Genomic DNA, 15,267 nt, shown 5'->3' on the forward strand with positions numbered 1-15,267 from the left:
ACGACCCGTCGCTAGGGTGCGGCGTACCGTTCACCCTTCCCGACGGGGGAAACCTTCCATGATCTTCCGTAACCGTCCGCTGGCGCGGCTCGGCGCCGCCGCCCTGCTCGCCTCCGGCGCGTTCACCGTGCTCGGCACTCCCGCGTACGCCGAGGGCGCGGGGACCGACCTGTCCATCGACGTCGCCGGCACCCGGGTCGCCGCCGGCACCGAGGGCAAGCTCGGCTTCATCAAGATCGGCAACAAGGGCGACACCATCCCCACCGACGTCCGGATCACCGTGGACGTCTCCCAGCTCGACCTGGACAAGGTGGGGCTCTCCCCGTTCGCCGAGCGCGAGTGCGAGGAGACCAAGGTCGACGGCCGGCTCCTCTGGGACTGCGTCGTACCCGAGTTCGCCGTTCCGGGCCCGGGCACCACGTCCGAGCTGCCGTTGGTGGTGTTCCGCGGCACCGACGAGCTGAAGGGCGCGTACGCCGCGCCGGTCACCTTCACCGTGGTCGCGCCGGGCGACACGAACGCCGCGAACAACTCCGAGACGGTGAAGGTCGAACTCACCGATGAGAACGGCGTCGACCTGTCGGTGTGGGCCCCGGACATCAACCTCCAGCTCGTCTGGAAGCCCGGTGGCGAGCCGGACGTGAAGAAGCCGGTGCTCAACCCGGGCGACGAGACCGTCGTCTTCGCGTCCGTCATGAACCAGGGCGACATGATCGCCGACGGCCTCGACTTCACCATCTCCCTGCCCAAGGGGGTCACCCTCACCGAGGAGCTGAAGGGGTGCACGGTCGCCGCCGACCGGCGCAGCGCCACCTGTGGGGCGGGCAGCACCCAGCTCAAGCCGGACAGCGCGGTGTACCCCGTCTTCCCGGTGAAGGTCGCCGCCGACGTCGAGGCGCCGGTCACCCTCTCCGGCGGCACCATCGGGGCCAGCGCCCGGGGCGAGCTGCCGGTGACCGAGAAGAGCCTCGCCAAGGCCGCCGCCAGCGAGCTGCCCTCGTTCCTGACCGAGAAGCTCACCCTCGTCAAGGACGTCGACCCGAGCGACGACAGCGACGACTTCGCGGTCAGGGTCGTGGCCGCCGCCAATGGCGGTGGCGGCGGCACCGGTGACGACGGCGGCCTGCCGGTCACCGGCCCGCAGGCCGGCCTGATCGGTGGTGTCGGGGTGGCGGTGCTGGCCGCCGGTGGCGCGCTGCTGATGATGGCGCGGCGTCGCCGGGTGGTGCTGGTGACCCCGGGCGACGAGAAGCCGACGGCCTGACCGGATCCGCGACGGTGTGGGCGGGGCCTCTCCCGCCCACACCGGGTGACCGACCGCTCGCGTCCGGGTGACCGGCCGAAAGTCCTGATCGGAGCCGTCGGGACGGTATTCCTGACGACCGTTCGGACGACCGGTCGGCCGGAGTGCCCGGCACAAGAGCTGTCAATCCCGACAATCTGCGGGTGGCGGCGGGGCGTCCCGCCCGGTGGCGTCCGGCGCGGGGGCTGGCGGGGTCGGCCGGCGGGCGCTAACGTGCGGCCCGCGTACCTTTCGACGCCTGTTCGAGCAGGTGGGAAGGGTCGGCCGGCAATCGAGGCGTGTCCTCCATCGGCCCATGAGGGCCGTTCACATATAACGCACGGCAGTGGGGGCGGGATGGTTCCACCATCCCGCCCCCACTGTGTCGTCCGTCCGGCTCGGACGGTCGGGAAACGCGTCCCGCCGCTGGCGCACCCCCGTCGATCTCCGATACCGTCCGCTCGATCCGCAACCCATTCCCACTGTCCCTAATCCCCGGGGGATCGATGACTCTGCTCCACCGCTCGGCCCTGGCCCGCGCCGGCGCCGTGGCCGTGCTCGCCGCGGCCGGCATCGCCACCGTCGCCGCTCCGGCGCAGGCGGCCGACCAGGCCGACCTCCAACTGATCCCGCTCAGCTACGAGCTGGCCAAGGGCGTCAAGGAGGCCAAGGCCAAGCCGTTCAAGTTCCAGGTCGACAACACCACCGGCACGGTCGACGCCAAGGACGTCCGGGTCACCGTCGAGACCAAGGGCCTCAAGGACCGCAAGGTCGGCGTGGTCGTGCCCGAGGGCTGCGAGGTCGACGGCACCCGCTTCAGCTGCCTCCTCGGCGACCTGGCCGCCGGCACCACCGAGGACTTCGGCATCCCGCTCTTCTCCACCGGTGGTCGTGGTGACGCCGGCACGCTGGTGGTGACCATCAGCGCGGCCACCGCCGACCCCGACCTGGAGAACAACACCGTCGAGCACGACATCACCGTCGCCAAGCCCGGCTACGACCTCACCACCTGGGTGCAGGACGTGTACGCCGACGTGGTCGTCGACGGCGACGAGGCCGGCGAGGCGAACCTGACGCCGGTGCGGCCGGGCCAGACCGCCCCGCTGGACTGGGCGGTCTACAACGACGGCAGCCGCAAGGCCACCGGCATCGCGTACGGCATCACCCTGCCGGCCGACGTCACCTTCGCCGAGCTGCCCGAGGGCTGCGTCGAGCAGCAGCTGGGCGGGCTCGCCCAGGCGTACTGCGAGGACGAGGGCGCGGTGCTGCGGCCGGGCGAGTTCTACGCCGCCGAGGTGCGGGTCAAGGTCGACGCCGACGCCACCGAGAAGGTGCTGCGCCCCGGCTTCCTCTTCGCCGCCGGCCTGGACGGTGCCGAGGGCCAGCCGGAGGAGGAGCCGAAGGCGGCCACCTCCCTGCAGCGCAAGACGTTCACCGAGACCGACCCGGTCGACAACATCGCCCAGTTCGACGTCTTCGTCGACCTGAGCACGCAGCCCTCGCCGACCCCGACCGGTGAGCCCACCCCGACCGGCCAGCCGACCGCGACCCCGACCTCGGGTGGCGGCAGCGGTGGCGGCTCCGGCGACGGCGGCCTGCCGGTGACCGGTGTGCAGGCCGGCCTGATCGGCGGGATCGGTGGCGCGGTGCTGCTCGCCGGTGGCGCGCTGGTGGTGCTCTCCCGCCGCCGCAAGGTGGTCCTGGTGACCCCGGGCGACGAGAAGTCCGACAGCTGATCCGTCGCGTGTCGAGGGCGGGGTGGGCGACCACCCCGCCCTTTCGCGTACCGGTCGGCCGCCGACGCCGCCGGCCGGAGGCGGTACGCCCCAGCGGACGCCGGTCGCGGGGCGGCTGGCAGAGTGGAGGGGTGAGCCGTACCCCGCAGGGCCAGCGCGCCAGCCTGGACAAGCAGCCGCACGAGGTCGCCGCGATGTTCGACGGTGTGGCCGCCCGCTACGACCTGACCAACACCGTCCTCTCCTTCGGCCAGGACCGGCTGTGGCGGCGGGCGACCCGGGCCGCGCTCGACCTGCGCCCGGGCGACCGGGTGCTGGACGTGGGCGCCGGCACCGGCGTCTCGACCGAGGAACTCGCCCACTCGGGGGCGTACGCGGTCGGCGCCGACCTGTCGCTCGGCATGCTGTACGCCGGCAAGCGGTCCCGCCCGGGGGTGCCGCTGCTGGCCGGTGACGCGCTGCGGCTGCCCTTCGCCGACGCGAGTTTCGACGCGGTGACCATCTCCTTCGCGTTGCGCAACGTCAACGACACCGACGCGGCGCTGCGCGAGTTCGCGCGGGTGACCCGGCCGGGCGGCCGGCTGGTGGTGTGCGAGTTCAGCACGCCGGTGAACCCGGCCTTCCGCACCGTCTACCTGTCGTACCTGATGCGGTCGCTGCCGGCCGTGGCGCGCGCCGTCTCCAGCAACCCCGACGCGTACGTCTACCTGGCCGAGTCGATCCGGGCGTGGCCGGACCAGCCGGCTCTCGCCGCACGCATCGGCGCGGCCGGCTGGGGCCGGGTGGCCTGGCGGAACCTGACCGGCGGCGTGGTGGCGCTGCACCGCGCGGTCCGGGACTGAGGCCGGCCCGCGTCGACCCGGCGCGGGGTGAGGACGGTCCGCGCCGATGCGACCGGCTGCGGAGCGCCGGTGGGCGGCGCTGCCGAGCGGTGTTTCGTGAATGTCCGACTTGCAGGCATTCAGCCCCGTAAGCTGCCCTGCATGACGGGACCGGAGCAGGTGGACGCGGCGAACGACGACGACGCCGCCGAACTCATCGCGCAGCTCAAGGAGCTGGCCGGTGCGGATCCCGCCGACGTCCGTCAGGTGGTTGCCGAGGTGCTGGCCGCGCTGGACCGCGCCGCCGGCGGGGCGCTGCGCGAGCACCTGCCCGACACGATCCGGCTCGACGCCGGCCTGGACACCGCCGCACCGGCGCGCCGCTGACCTCCGGGGGACGCCGCCCGGCTTGTTACCGGCAAGTTAGGTACCCCTGGTCCGGCGGGGGTATGACACCGGTCATAGACTCCAACCCGATCGGCTTGTGAAGCATTTCACGAGCGTGCGGGAGGAGGCGCAGATGACCGCGGTGGAGAACGACGCCGACGTGATCGTCGTGGGCGCCGGTCCCGGAGGATCGGCGACGGCGTACCACCTGGCGCGGCACGGCGTACGTGTGCTGCTGCTGGAGAAGACCGAGTTCCCCCGGGAGAAGGTCTGCGGTGACGGCCTGACTCCCCGGGCCGTGCGGCAGCTCGTCCGGATGGGTGTGGACACCTCGCCCGAGGCCGGTTGGCTGCACAACAAGGGCCTGCGGGTGATCGGCGGCGGGGTACGCCTCGAACTGGACTGGCCCGACCTGGCCAGCTTCCCCAACTACGGCCTGGTGCGTACCCGGCTGGACTTCGACGACCTGCTCGCCCAGCGCGCGGTCGCCGCCGGCGCGAAGCTGCGCACCGGCGTGAACGTGCTCGGCCCGGTGCTCGACGCCGACGACCGGGTGATCGGCGTGCAGGCCGAGGTCGGCCCGGAGAAGGAGCCGGTCAGCTTCCGCGCCCCGCTGGTGGTCGCCGCGGACGGCGTCTCCGGCCGCTTCCCGCTCGCCCTCGGGCTGGCCAAGCGGGAGGACCGGCCGATCGGCGTGGCCGTCCGGCGCTACTACCGCTCGGCCGCCAAGCACGACGACGACTACCTGGAGTCGTGGCTGGAGCTGCGGGCCAAGGGCAGCGACGCGCTGCTGCCCGGGTACGGCTGGATCTTCGGCCTCGGTGACGGCCGGGTCAACGTCGGCCTGGGCGTGCTCAACTCGTCCTCGGCCTTCGGCAAGACCAACTACCGGCGGCTGCTCACCGACTGGCTGGCCAACACCCCCGAGGACTGGGGGATGACCGACGAGACGAACGCCGAGGGGCCGATCCTCGGCGCGGCGCTGCCGATGGGCTTCAACCGGGTCCCGCACTACACCCGCGGGGTGCTGCTGGTCGGCGACTCCGGCGGCATGGTCAACCCGTTCAACGGCGAGGGCATCGCGTACGCGATGGAGTCCGGCGAGCTGGCCGCCGAGATCGCGGTCCAGGCGCTCGCCCGACCGGCCGGGGCCGACCGGGAGCGGGCGTTGATGGCGTACCCGCAGGAGCTGAAGGCCCGCTTCGGCGGCTACTACCGGCTCGGCGGGATCTTCGTGAAGCTGATCGGCCGTCCGGAGGTGATGCGGATGGCGACCAAGCACGGCATGCCGCACCCGACGCTGATGCGCTTCGTGCTCAAGCTGCTGGCGAACCTGACCGACCCGCGCGGCGGGGACGCGATGGACCGGGTCATCAACGCGATGACGAAGGCGGCGCCGGCCGTGTAGTGGACCACGCCCGGGGCCAACGCCGGCCCCGGGCCGGACAGAGATCGACCCCCGCTGACGGCCGTCACGAGGGACGTGAATAGTGTGATTTTGGCCAAGCACCAGGGGCAGGGGAAGGACGAGCAGGAGAAAAGATGTCGCTCTCGCCTTACGCACCGATCATCGGGCTGTTCGCCCTCGCCGCGGGGTTCTCGCTGTTCTCCGTGGCCGCCGCTCGCTTCGCCGGGCCCCGGCGCTTCAACAAGGCCAAGCTCGAAGCGTACGAGTGCGGCATCGAGCCGAGTCCCCAGCCGGTGGGCGGCGGACGGTTCCCGATCAAGTTCTACCTGACGGCGATGCTCTTCATCGTCTTCGACATCGAGATCATCTTCCTCTACCCCTGGGCGGTCTCGTTCGACGCCCTGCCGATCTTCGGCTTCGTGGAGATGGTCCTGTTCATCGTCGCGGTCTTCGTCGCGTACGCCTACGTGTGGCGGCGCGGCGGCCTGGACTGGGACTGAGGGAGGTACGTCAGATGGGCATCGAGGAGAAGCTCCCCGCCGGCGTCCTGCTCACCTCCGTGGAGAAGCTGGTCAACTGGTCGCGGAAGTCGTCCGTCTGGGGCGCCACCTTCGGCCTGGCCTGCTGCGCCATCGAGATGATGGCCGCCGGTGGCCCGCACTACGACATGGGTCGCTGGGGCATGGAGGTGTTCCGCGCCTCGCCGCGCCAGGCCGACCTGATGATCGTGGCCGGTCGGGTGAGCCAGAAGATGGCCCCGGTCCTGCGCCAGATCTACGACCAGATGGCGGAGCCCCGCTGGGTCATCTCGATGGGCGTCTGCGCCAGCAGCGGCGGCATGTTCAACAACTACGCCATCGTGCAGGGCGTCGATCACATCGTCCCGGTCGACATGTACCTCCCGGGCTGCCCGCCCCGGCCGGAGATGCTCATCGACGCGGTGCTCAAGCTCCGCGAGAAGATCATGTACGAGCCGCTGGGCCCGAACGGCCGCAAGATGCTCGAGGCCCGCAAGGAGCGCGGCGACGTGCCCGTCGTGCCGTACGGCTCGATGCCCTCGTCGTACCGCAACGACAAGGCCCGGCGTGCCGAGTGGACGAAGGCCGTCCGCGAGGGGCGCGAGGAGCAGTTGCGGATCGAGAACTGGATGAAGGCCCAGAACCACCTGCACCAGCACGGGGGCATCAAGTGACCGCACCCAACGACAGGAACGACAACGGCGGCGTGCCGGTCCCGACCACGCCGGCCGGCGCCTCCAGCGGCGCCCCGGCGGAGCACCCGCCGTCCAGCCCCGCCGGCCGCGGCATGTTCGGCATCCACGGCAGCGGCGACGTCTCCGGCTTCGGCGGCCTGGTCCGCCAGCGCCGGCCGATCGAGGAGAGCCCCCGGCCGTACGGCGGCTACTTCGACGAGGTCCGCGACGCGCTGGAGGAGGCGTACCCGGCCTTCGGCGAGGCGATCGAGAAGGTCGTCGTCGACCGGGGCGAGCTGACCCTGCACGTCCGGCCGGAGCGGATCGCCGAGGTGTGCCAGGTGATGCGGGACGACCTGGGGCTGCGTTTCGAGCTCTGCTCCTCGGTCTCCGGTGTGGACTACCTGGGCGCCGACGACCGCCGGCTGCACGTCGTCTACCAGCTCACCTCGATGACCTACCGGCGCACGGTCCGGCTGGAGGCCGCGGTCTCCGCCGAGCACCCGCACCTGCCGAGCGTCACCAGCGTCTACCCGACCGCCGACTGGCAGGAGCGGGAGACGTACGACATGTTCGGCATCGTCTTCGACGGCCACCCCAACCTCACCCGGATCCTCATGCCGGACGACTGGGAGGGGCACCCGCAGCGCAAGGACTACCCGCTCGGCGGCGTGCCCGTCGAGTACAAGGGCGCGGAGATCCCGCCGCCGGACCAGCGGAGGTCGTACCAGTGACGACGTCGAACTACGCCACCGAGCGCGAGACCACCGAGGGCAAGGTCTTCACCGTCACCGGTGGGGACTGGGACACGGTCGTCTCCGGTACCGACCCGATCAACGACGAGCGCATCGTCGTCAACATGGGTCCGCAGCACCCGTCCACGCACGGCGTGCTCCGGCTGATCCTGGAGCTGGAGGGCGAGACGGTCCGCGAGGCCCGCTCGGTCGTCGGTTACCTGCACACCGGCATCGAGAAGAACCTGGAGTACCGCAACTGGGTCCAGGGCTCGACCTTCGTGACCCGGATGGACTACCTCTCCCCGCTGTTCAACGAGACGGCGTACGCGCTGGCGGTGGAGAAGCTGCTCGGCATCACCGACGAGGTGACCGAGCGGGCCACCACCATCCGGGTGCTGATGATGGAGCTGAACCGGATCTCCTCGCACCTGGTCTGGCTGGCCACCACCGGCATGGAGCTGGGCGCGATCAACATGATGCTCTACGGCTTCCGCGAGCGTGAGTACATCCTGGAGATCTTCGAGATCATCACCGGCCTGCGGATGAACCACGCGTACGTCCGGCCGGGCGGCGTGGCGCAGGACGTGCCGGACGAGGCGATCGTCAAGATCCGCGAGTTCCTGAAGCTGATGCCGAAGAAGCTCAAGGAGTACGAGAACCTCCTCTCCGGCCAGCCGATCTGGATCGAGCGGACGACGAACGTGGCGGTGCTCGACGTGACCGCCTGCCTCGCGCTCGGGGTGACCGGTCCGGTGCTGCGCTCCGCCGGCCTCGCCTGGGACCTGCGCAAGACGATGCCGTACTGCGGCTACGAGACGTACGAGTTCGACGTGCCGACGCACACCGACGGCGACGTCTGGGGCCGCTACCTGGTCCGGCTCGCCGAGATCCGGGAGTCGCTCAAGCTGGTCGAGCAGGCGCTGGACCGGTTGAAGCCGGGCCCGGTGATGGTGGCCGACCGGAAGATCGCCTGGCCGGCACAGCTCGCCATCGGCGTCGACGGCATGGGCAACTCGCTGGAGCACGTCGCCAAGATCATGGGTCAGTCGATGGAGTCGCTGATCCACCACTTCAAGCTCGTCACCGAGGGCTTCCGGGTCCCGCCGGGCCAGGTGTACGTCGGCATCGAGTCGCCCCGCGGCGAACTGGGCGTGCACGCGGTCTCCGACGGCGGCACCCGTCCCTACCGGGTGCACTACCGGGAGCCGAGCTTCATCAACCTCCAGGCCCTCCCGGCGATGGCCGAGGGCGGCCTGATCGCCGACGTGATCGCCGGTGGCGCCTCGCTGGACCCCGTCATGGGGGGTTGTGACAGGTGAGCGCGAGGAGTGAGCTGGCGAGCCCCGCAGTCGCGAACGGAAGGCGACTCTGATGACTGTCTTCACCGAAGAGACCCGGGCCCGGGCGCGCGAGATCATCGCCCGGTACCCCGCCGACCGGTCCCGCTCGGCGCTGCTGCCGCTGCTGCACCTGGTGCAGTCCGAGGAGGGGTACGTCTCCCCGGCCGGCGTGGAGTTCTGCGCCGAGGTGCTCGGGCTGAACAAGGCCCAGGTCGGCGCGGTCGCCACCTTCTACACCATGTACAAGCGCCGTCCGACCGGCGACTTCCTGGTCAGCGTCTGCACCAACACCATGTGCAACGTGCTCGGCGGCCAGGAGGTCTACGACACCCTCGCCGAGCACCTCGGCGTCGGGCACGACGAGACCACCGCCGACGGCAAGATCACCCTGGAGCACGCCGAGTGCCTGGCGGCCTGCGACTACGGGCCCGTCATGACGGTCAACTACGACTTCTTCGACAACGTGGACCCGCAGTCCGCGCTCGGGGTGGTCGAGGAACTGCGGGCCGGTGGCCGGCCGATGCCGACCCGGGGCGCCCGGCTCTGCACGCTCAAGGAGATGGCCGTGCAGCTCGCCGGCTTCGCCGACGAGCGTGACGGCGCGGTCGCCGACGGCGGGCCGGGCGAGCCGACCCTGCGGGGCCTGCGCCTGGCCGAGCAGCACGGCATCGCGGTGCCGGGCTTCGACCCGAACACGCCGATCCGGAGCAAGGCCGAGGCCGACAAGGCCGCCGCCGAGGCGAAGGCGAAGGCCGAGGCCGCGAAGCCGGCCCCCGCCACGGCGCCGGCCCCGACCGGCAGCGCCGTCGCGTCGGGCACGCCCGGCAACGCGGGCGTCGGCGAGCCGGCCCCGGCCGAGCGGGCCACCGGCAGCACCGCACCGGACGTGAAGTCGCCGGACGACAAGTCACCGGAGATCCGGGCCGCCGAGACCCGGCAGCCCGACGCCCGGACCGCCGTCCCCGACGCCCCCGGCACCAAGGTCCCGACGGACCCCACCGCGCCGGCCCCCCGGGACGCGCGGGAGGCGCAGGCCGCCGGCACCGCCGCGAACGCGCCCGCCGGTGACGGCAAGCCCGCCGGCGACGAGGCCGGGGCGCAGCAGCGCAACCTGAAGGAAGCCGAGGCAGGGGCCGGCAGCAACGGCGCCGGTTCCGCCGTCGCGAGCGAGACGGGGGTCCAGAAGTGACCACTCCCCGGCCGGAGACGCTGGCCAAGCTGACGCCGGTGCTGACCAAGCGCTGGCTGTCGCCGGACGCCTGGCGGATCGGCACCTACGAGAAGCTCGACGGCTACGCGGCGCTGCGCAAGGCCCTCAAGGCCCACCCGGACGACCTGATCCAGCTGATCAAGGACTCCGGCCTGCGCGGGCGCGGCGGCGCGGGCTTCCCCACCGGCCTGAAGTGGGGCTTCATCCCGCAGGGCGACGGCAAGCCGCACTACCTCGTGGTCAACGCCGACGAGGGCGAGCCGGGCACCTGCAAGGACCTGCCGCTGATGACGCACGACCCGCACTCGCTGGTCGAGGGCGTGATCATCGCGTCGTACGCGATCCGGGCCAACCGCGCCTACATCTACATCCGGGGCGAGGCGGTGCACGCCGCGCGGCGGCTGCGCCACGCCGTCCAGGAGGCGTACGCCAAGGGCTACCTGGGCCGCAACATCCAGGGCAGCGGCTTCGACCTGGACCTGGTGGTGCACTCCGGCGCCGGGGCGTACATCTGCGGTGAGGAAACCGCGCTGCTGGACTCGCTGGAGGGCTTCCGGGGCCAGCCCCGGCTGCGCCCGCCGTTCCCGGCGACCCACGGCCTGTACGCCAGCCCGACCGTGGTCAACAACGTCGGCACCATCGCCAGCGTGCCGTACATCGTGCTGGGCGGCGCGGACTGGTGGAAGACCATGGGCACGGAGAAGTCCTCCGGCCCGATGATCTACTCGCTCTCCGGCCGGATCGCCAACCCGGGCCAGTTCGAGTGCACGATGGGGATCACCCTGCGCGAGCTGATCGAGCTGGCCGGGGGGATGCAGCCCGGGCACAACCTGCGGTTCTGGACCCCGGGTGGCTCGTCGACGCCGCTGCTGACCGCCGAGCACCTGGACGTCCCGCTGGACTTCGAGGGAGTGGCGGCGGCCGGCTCGATCCTGGGCACCACGGCCACCCAGATCTTCTCCGACCAGGACTGCCCGGTCTACGCGACCTACCGGTGGCTGGAGTTCTACCACCACGAGTCGTGCGGCAAGTGCACCCCGTGCCGCGAGGGCAACTACTGGATGGTCCGGGTCTACCGGCGGATCCTCGCCGGCCAGGGCACCCACGAGGACCTGGACACCCTGCTCGACACCTGCGACAACATCCTCGGCCGCTCGTTCTGCGGTCTGGGTGACGGTGCGACCAGCTCGGTGACCTCGTCGCTGAAGTACTTCAAGCAGGACTACCTCGACTACATCGAGGGACGTACCGCACCCAAGTTGTCGGAGAAGACCCTGGTAGGGGCGCACTGATGACCGACGTAGCCAAGCCGACCGAGACCGTCACCCTCACCATCGACGGCGTCGAGGTCACCGCCCCGAAGGGGGCGCTGCTGATCCGGGTCGCCGAGCAGTTGGGGACCGAGATCCCCCGGTTCTGCGACCACCCGCTGCTGGCCCCGGCCGGCGCCTGCCGCCAGTGCCTGGTCGAGGTGGAGGGGCAGCGCAAGCCGGTCGCCTCCTGCACCCAGACCGTCGCCGACGGCATGGTGGTGCGGACCCAGCTCACCTCCCCGGTCGCCAAGAAGGCGCAGGAGGGGGTCATGGAGCTGCTGCTGCTCAACCACCCGCTCGACTGCCCGATGTGCGACAAGGGCGGCGAGTGCCCGCTGCAGAACCAGGCCATGTCCACCGGCCGCACCGACTCGCGCTTCCACGAGCACAAGCGGGAGTACGAGAAGCCGCTGCCGATCAGCACCCAGGTGCTGCTCGACCGCGAGCGGTGCGTGCTCTGCCAGCGCTGCACCCGCTTCTCCGAGGAGATCGCCGGCGACAAGTTCATCGACCTGATGGGCCGGTCGTCCGCCGAGGAGATCAATATCTACCGGGACGACGCGTACGGCGAAGAGGGCGACGCCGGTGACGTGCCGTTCAACTCGTACTTCTCCGGCAACACCGTGCAGATCTGCCCGGTGGGCGCGCTGACCGGCACCCAGTACCGGTTCCGGGCCCGCCCGTTCGACCTGGTCTCCACGCCCAGCGTCTGCGAGCACTGCTCGGCCGGCTGCGCCCAGCGCACCGACTGGCGGCGCGGCAAGGTGCTGCGCCGGCTGGCCGGCGACGACCCGCAGGTCAACGAGGAGTGGAACTGCGACAAGGGGCGGTGGGGCTTCCAGTACACCCGCGCCTTCGACCGGCTCACCACCCCGCTGGTCCGCGACGAGCGCAGCGGCGAGCTGCGCGAGGCGTCCTGGAGCGAGGCGCTGACCCGGGCCGCCGAGGGGCTGCGCGCCGCCCGGGACGGCGGGCAGGGCACCGCGGTGCTGACCGGTGGCCGGCTCACCGTCGAGGACGCCTACGCGTACGCGAAGTTCGCCCGGGTCGCCCTGCACACCAACGACATCGACTTCCGGGCCCGGCCGGTCTCCCGCGAGGAGGCCGAGTTCCTGGCCAGCACCGTCGCCGGGATCACCGACGTGACCTACGCCGACGTGGAGAAGGCGTCCACGGTGGTGCTGGTCGGGCTGGAGCCGGAGGAGGAGTGCCCGATCCTCTTCCTGCGGCTGCGCAAGGCGTACCTGAAGAAGAAGCTCAAGGTCTACGCGATCGCCCCGTTCGCCACCCGGGGCCTGGAGAAGCTCGGGGCCAAGCTGGCCCGGGTGGTGCCGGGCGAGGAGGCGAGCGTGCTCGCCGAGCACGACACGGTGGCCGAGGCGCTCGGCGCCGAGGGTGCGATCCTCTTCGTCGGCGAGCGGCTGGCCGGCGTGCCCGGTGGCCTCTCCGCCGCCGCGGACGTCGCCCGGCGTACCGGCGCGAAGCTGGCCTGGGTGCCGCGGCGCGCGGGTGACCGCGGCGCGGTCGACGCGGGCTGCCTGCCCAACCTGCTCCCCGGCGGGCGCCTGGTCACCGAGCCGGCCGCCCGTGCCGAGCTGGGTGAGGCCTGGGACATCCCGGCCGGGGTGATTCCCAGCCAGGCCGGCCGGGACACCGACCAGATCGTCGCCGCGGCGGCCAACGGCCAGCTCGGCGCCCTGGTGGTGGCCGGCGTGGACCCGGCCGACCTGGCCGACCCCCGGCTGGCCGAGCAGGCCCTGGACGCGGTGCCGTTCCTGGTCAGCCTGGAGCTGCGCAACTCGGCGGTGGCCCGCCGGGCGGACGTGGTCTTCCCGGTCGCCCCGGTGGTCGAGAAGGCCGGCAGCTTCCTGGACTGGGAGGGCCGGCTGCGCACCTTCGAGGAGGTGCTGCACACCGGCGCGCTGACCGACGGACGGGTGCTGGACGCGCTCGCCGCGCAGCTCGACGTCCGGCTGGGCACCGGTGACGTGCCGAGCATCCGGCGCGAGCTGGGCGGGCTGCCGCAGACCCGGACGGAGCGGCCCGCCGCGCCGTCCGTCGCCCCGGCGACCGTGCCGCAGCCAGGCGCCGGGGAGGCCGTGCTGGCCACCTGGCACCAGCTCATCGACCTGGGCAGCCTCACCGACGGCGACGAGCATCTCGCCGGCACCGCCCGCCCGCCGGTGGTCCGGCTGGGCAAGGGCACCGCCGAGGCGATCGGCGTCGCCGACGGCGACCCGGTCACGGTGGGCACCGACCGTGGCGCGCTGACCCTGCCCGCCGCGGTCACCGAGATGCCGGACGGCGTCGTCTGGCTGCCGACCAACTCACCCGGCTCGACCGTGCGGCGCAGCCTCGGCGCGACGTCCGGCACGGTCGTCCGGCTCTCCGTCCCCACCTCGACCGGCGCGACCGTGCCGGCCGGGCGGGTCGCGGCGGACGAGGCCGGCCGTCCGGGTCCGCTCCTCAACGCTGGGGGTAACCAGTGAGCGCGCTCTACCTCGCGCAGGACCCGACGCTGGCCGACTTCGGCAAGGACCCGTGGTGGCTGGTCCTTGGCAAGATCGTCTTCGCGTTCGCCTTCGGTCTGCTCGCCACGCTGCTCGGCGTCTGGTTCGAGCGGCGGGTCGTCGGCCGGATGGCGGTCCGGCCCGGCCCCAACCAGGTCGGCCCGTTCGGCCTGCTGCAGACCCTCGCCGACGGCCTGAAGATGGCGTTCAAGGAGGACATCCTCCCGAAGGCCGCCGACAAGGTCGTCTACTTCTTCGCGCCGGTCATCTCGGTGGTCTGTGCGGTCACCGCCCTCTCGGTGATCCCGTTCGGCCCGATGGTCAGCATCTTCGGCCACTGGACGCCGCTGCAGGTCACCGACGTGTCGGTGGCGGTGCTGGTGCTGTTGGCCTGCTCCTCGCTGGCCGTCTACGGCATCGTGCTCGGCGGCTGGGCCTCCGGCTCGACGTACCCGCTCCTCGGTGGCCTGCGCTCCAGCGCCCAGATGATCTCGTACGAGGTCGCGATGGGGCTGAGCATCGTCGCGGTCTTCATGACCGCCGGCACGATGTCCACCAGCGGGATCGTCGCCGCGCAGGGGGACGCCACCCGGCTGACCGTGTTCGGCACCGAGATCCCGGCCCCCGGCTGGTACGCGATCCTGCTGCTGCCCAGCTTCATCATCTTCTTCATCGCCACCGTCGGTGAGACCAACCGGGCCCCGTTCGACCTGCCGGAGGCGGAGTCCGAGCTGGTCGCGGGCTTCATGACCGAGTACAGCTCGCTGAAGTTCGCGCTCTTCATGCTCTCCGAGTACGTCGCGATGGTGACCATGTCCGCGGTCACCACGACGCTCTTCCTCGGCGGCTGGCGCGCCCCGGCCCCGATCACCACCATCTGGGCGGGCGCCAACTCCGGTTGGTGGCCGATGCTCTGGTTCTTCGCCAAGGTCGTGATGCTGGTCTTCGTCTTCGTCTGGCTCCGGGGCACCCTGCCCCGGCTCCGCTACGACCAGTTCATGCGCTTCGGCTGGAAGGTCCTCCTCCCGATCAACCTGGTCTGGATCCTGGTCCTGGCCGGTCTGCGCTCGATCGAGGACTGGCAGTCGCGGGACCGGTTGCTCGCCACCGCCGTCGGCGCGGGCGTGCTGCTGCTGGTCACCCTGCTGTGGCCGAGCCGTAAGCAGGCGCCGAAGCCGTCCGTCCAGGAACAGGTCAACAGTCGGCCGCACGGCAGCTTCCCGCTGCCCCCGATGGACCTTCAGGTACCACCGAGCCCGCGCACCAAGCGCGTGGTCGCCGAGCGGGAGCCGGCCAACGTCGCCGCCGGCTCGGACTCCAGGGAGGTGTGA

The 15,267-nt window shown here is 71.7% G+C and carries 13 protein-coding genes; all 13 read left to right on the top strand.

Annotated features, from left to right (window positions below):
- Window positions 1–58 precede the first annotated feature (58 nt).
- The 13 genes from GA0070614_RS17675 to nuoH all read left to right on the top strand — a co-directional run bounded on the left by GA0070614_RS17675 (window position 59) and on the right by nuoH (window position 15,267).
- The gene (locus GA0070614_RS17675; RefSeq protein ID WP_088976999.1) at window positions 59–1,264 is read left to right on the top strand and encodes a hypothetical protein; all 1,206 of its coding nucleotides are present in this window, start codon (window positions 59–61) and stop codon (window positions 1,262–1,264) included.
- 524 nt (window positions 1,265–1,788) lie between these two features.
- Window positions 1,789–3,018: an LPXTG cell wall anchor domain-containing protein gene (locus tag GA0070614_RS17680; RefSeq protein WP_088977000.1), complete on the top strand. Its 1,230-nt coding sequence runs from the start codon at window positions 1,789–1,791 to the stop codon at window positions 3,016–3,018.
- A gap of 131 nt (window positions 3,019–3,149) precedes the next feature.
- Window positions 3,150–3,860 carry a demethylmenaquinone methyltransferase gene (locus GA0070614_RS17685; RefSeq protein ID WP_088977001.1) on the top strand — a complete coding sequence of 237 codons (711 nt, stop codon included), beginning with the start codon at window positions 3,150–3,152 and terminating at the stop codon, window positions 3,858–3,860.
- Window positions 3,861–4,001: 141 nt separating this feature from the next.
- Entirely contained in the window at window positions 4,002–4,226 is a 225-nt protein-coding gene (locus GA0070614_RS17690) for a hypothetical protein (RefSeq protein ID WP_088977002.1), read from the top strand.
- A 133-nt stretch (window positions 4,227–4,359) separates the two neighbouring features.
- Complete coding sequence (locus GA0070614_RS17695; RefSeq protein WP_088977003.1) at window positions 4,360–5,634, top strand: geranylgeranyl reductase family protein; 1,275 nt, start codon at window positions 4,360–4,362, stop codon at window positions 5,632–5,634.
- Window positions 5,635–5,768: 134 nt separating this feature from the next.
- Window positions 5,769–6,134: an NADH-quinone oxidoreductase subunit A gene (locus GA0070614_RS17700; protein WP_088977004.1), complete on the top strand. Its 366-nt coding sequence runs from the start codon at window positions 5,769–5,771 to the stop codon at window positions 6,132–6,134.
- Window positions 6,135–6,148: 14 nt separating this feature from the next.
- On the top strand, window positions 6,149–6,826 hold the full coding sequence (locus tag GA0070614_RS17705; protein ID WP_088977005.1) for a NuoB/complex I 20 kDa subunit family protein: 678 nt from the start codon (window positions 6,149–6,151) through the stop codon (window positions 6,824–6,826).
- The gene (locus tag GA0070614_RS17710; RefSeq protein WP_088977006.1) at window positions 6,823–7,560 is read left to right on the top strand and encodes an NADH-quinone oxidoreductase subunit C; all 738 of its coding nucleotides are present in this window, start codon (window positions 6,823–6,825) and stop codon (window positions 7,558–7,560) included. The genes GA0070614_RS17705 and GA0070614_RS17710 overlap by 4 nt, the downstream gene beginning before the upstream one ends.
- Window positions 7,557–8,882 carry an NADH-quinone oxidoreductase subunit D gene (locus GA0070614_RS17715; RefSeq protein WP_088977007.1) on the top strand — a complete coding sequence of 442 codons (1,326 nt, stop codon included), beginning with the start codon at window positions 7,557–7,559 and terminating at the stop codon, window positions 8,880–8,882. The genes GA0070614_RS17710 and GA0070614_RS17715 overlap by 4 nt, the downstream gene beginning before the upstream one ends.
- Before the next feature lie 52 nt (window positions 8,883–8,934).
- Window positions 8,935–10,092, top strand: a complete 1,158-nt coding sequence (gene nuoE / locus GA0070614_RS17720) for an NADH-quinone oxidoreductase subunit NuoE (RefSeq protein WP_088977008.1) — start codon at window positions 8,935–8,937, stop codon at window positions 10,090–10,092.
- Entirely contained in the window at window positions 10,089–11,405 is a 1,317-nt protein-coding gene (nuoF, locus tag GA0070614_RS17725) for an NADH-quinone oxidoreductase subunit NuoF (protein WP_088977009.1), read from the top strand. The genes nuoE and nuoF overlap by 4 nt, the downstream gene beginning before the upstream one ends.
- Window positions 11,405–13,915: an NADH-quinone oxidoreductase subunit G gene (locus tag GA0070614_RS17730; RefSeq protein ID WP_088977010.1), complete on the top strand. Its 2,511-nt coding sequence runs from the start codon at window positions 11,405–11,407 to the stop codon at window positions 13,913–13,915. Before nuoF ends, GA0070614_RS17730 begins: the two co-directional genes overlap by 1 nt.
- Entirely contained in the window at window positions 13,912–15,267 is a 1,356-nt protein-coding gene (gene nuoH, locus GA0070614_RS17735; RefSeq protein ID WP_088977011.1) for an NADH-quinone oxidoreductase subunit NuoH, read from the top strand. Before GA0070614_RS17730 ends, nuoH begins: the two co-directional genes overlap by 4 nt.

The organism is Micromonospora coxensis, from assembly GCF_900090295.1.
GTDB classification, from domain to species: domain Bacteria; phylum Actinomycetota; class Actinomycetes; order Mycobacteriales; family Micromonosporaceae; genus Micromonospora; species Micromonospora coxensis.

What these genes read in the sequence shown, in the direction of transcription:
- GA0070614_RS17675 (WP_088976999.1), top strand. Translation starts at nt 59, where the DNA reads ATGATCTTCCGTAACCGTCCGCTGGCGCGGCTCGGCGCCGCCGCCCTG.
- GA0070614_RS17680 (WP_088977000.1), top strand. Translation starts at nt 1,789, where the DNA reads ATGACTCTGCTCCACCGCTCGGCCCTGGCCCGCGCCGGCGCCGTGGCC.
- GA0070614_RS17690 (WP_088977002.1), top strand. Translation starts at nt 4,002, where the DNA reads ATGACGGGACCGGAGCAGGTGGACGCGGCGAACGACGACGACGCCGCC.
- GA0070614_RS17695 (WP_088977003.1), top strand. Translation starts at nt 4,360, where the DNA reads ATGACCGCGGTGGAGAACGACGCCGACGTGATCGTCGTGGGCGCCGGT.
- GA0070614_RS17700 (WP_088977004.1), top strand. Translation starts at nt 5,769, where the DNA reads ATGTCGCTCTCGCCTTACGCACCGATCATCGGGCTGTTCGCCCTCGCC.
- GA0070614_RS17705 (WP_088977005.1), top strand. Translation starts at nt 6,149, where the DNA reads ATGGGCATCGAGGAGAAGCTCCCCGCCGGCGTCCTGCTCACCTCCGTG.
- nuoE (WP_088977008.1), top strand. Translation starts at nt 8,935, where the DNA reads ATGACTGTCTTCACCGAAGAGACCCGGGCCCGGGCGCGCGAGATCATC.
- GA0070614_RS17730 (WP_088977010.1), top strand. Translation starts at nt 11,405, where the DNA reads ATGACCGACGTAGCCAAGCCGACCGAGACCGTCACCCTCACCATCGAC.